Below are 1585 nucleotides of genomic sequence, written 5' to 3'. Positions count from 1 at the left end.
AATCCTTAGAAAGGAGGTGATCCAGCCGCACCTTCCGATACGGCTACCTTGTTACGACTTCACCCCAATCATTGGCCCCACCTTCGGCGGCTAGCTCCAAAAGGTTACTCCACCGACTTCGGGTGTTGCCAACTCTCGTGGTGTGACGGGCGGTGTGTACAAGGCCCGGGAACGTATTCACCGTGGCATGCTGATCCACGATTACTAGCGATTCCGGCTTCATGCAGGCGAGTTGCAGCCTACAATCCGAACTGAGAATGGCTTTTTGGGATTTGCTTCACCTCACGGCTTCGCTGCCCATTGTACCATCCATTGTAGCACGTGTGTTGCCCAGGTCATAAGGGGCATGATGATTTGACGTCATCCCCACCTTCCTCCGATTTGTCACCGGCAGTCACCTTAGAGTGCCCAACTCAATGCTGGCAACTAAGATCAAGGGTTGCGCTCGTTACGGGACTTAACCCAACATCTCACGACACGAGCTGACGACAACCATGCACCACCTGTCATTCGGTCCCCGAAGGGAAGACCCTATCTCTAGGGTGGTCCGAAGATGTCAAGACCTGGTAAGGTTCTTCGCGTTGCTTCGAATTAAACCACATGCTCCACCGCTTGTGCGGGCCCCCGTCAATTCCTTTGAGTTTCAGCCTTGCGGCCGTACTCCCCAGGCGGAGTGCTTATTGCGTTAACTGCAGCACTAAGGGTGGAAACCCCTAACACCTAGCACTCATCGTTTACGGCGTGGACTACCAGGGTATCTAATCCTGTTCGCTACCCACGCTTTCGCGCCTCAGCGTCAGTCACAGACCAGAGAGCCGCCTTCGCCACTGGTGTTCCTCCACATATCTACGCATTTCACCGCTACACGTGGAATTCCGCTCTCCTCTTCTGTACTCAAGTTCCCCAGTTTCCGATGACCCTCCACGGTTGAGCCGTGGGCTGTCACACCAGACTTAAGGAACCGCCTGCGCGCCCTTTACGCCCAATAATTCCGGACAACGCTTGCCACCTACGTATTACCGCGGCTGCTGGCACGTAGTTAGCCGTGGCTTTCTGGTTAGGTACCGTCAAGGTACCGCCCTATTCGAACGGTACTTGTTCTTCTCTAACAACAGAGTTTTACGATCCGAAGACCTTCCTCACTCACGCGGCGTTGCACCGTCAGACTTGCGTCCATTGCGGATGATTCCCTACTGCTGCCTCCCGTAGGAGTCTGGGCCGTGTCTCAGTCCCAGTGTGGCCGATCACCCTCTCAGGTCGGCTACGCATCGTGGCCTTGGTAGGCTTTTACCCCACCAACTAACTAATGCGCCGCGGGCCCATCTGTAAGTAGTAGCATATGCCACCTTTCAACATCGAATCATGCGATTCGATGAATTATCCGGTATTAGCCCCGGTTTCCCGGAGTTATCCCAGTCTTACAGGCAGGTTGCCCACGTGTTACTCACCCGTCCGCCGCTCGTTCCACAGACGTCCTCCCGAAGGATTCTGTCTGCTTCCCGCGCTCGACTTGCATGTATTAGGCACGCCGCCAGCGTTCGTCCTGAGCCAGGATCAAACTCTCCATAAAAGTTTGATTGGCTTA

General features: G+C 54.8%; 1 rRNA gene. It reads right to left on the bottom strand.

What is annotated here, in order from left to right:
* Positions 1-9 precede the first annotated feature (9 nt).
* Positions 10-1570, bottom strand: a 16S ribosomal RNA gene (locus tag BLP77_RS15565).
* Positions 1571-1585 lie beyond the last annotated feature (15 nt).

The sequence above is a fragment of the Tenuibacillus multivorans genome, from assembly GCF_900103915.1.
Taxonomy (GTDB): Bacteria; Bacillota; Bacilli; order Bacillales; family Alkalibacillaceae; genus Tenuibacillus; species Tenuibacillus multivorans.
Note: the sequence above shows the minus strand (reverse complement) of the source record. Positions and strands in the feature narration are given on the sequence as shown.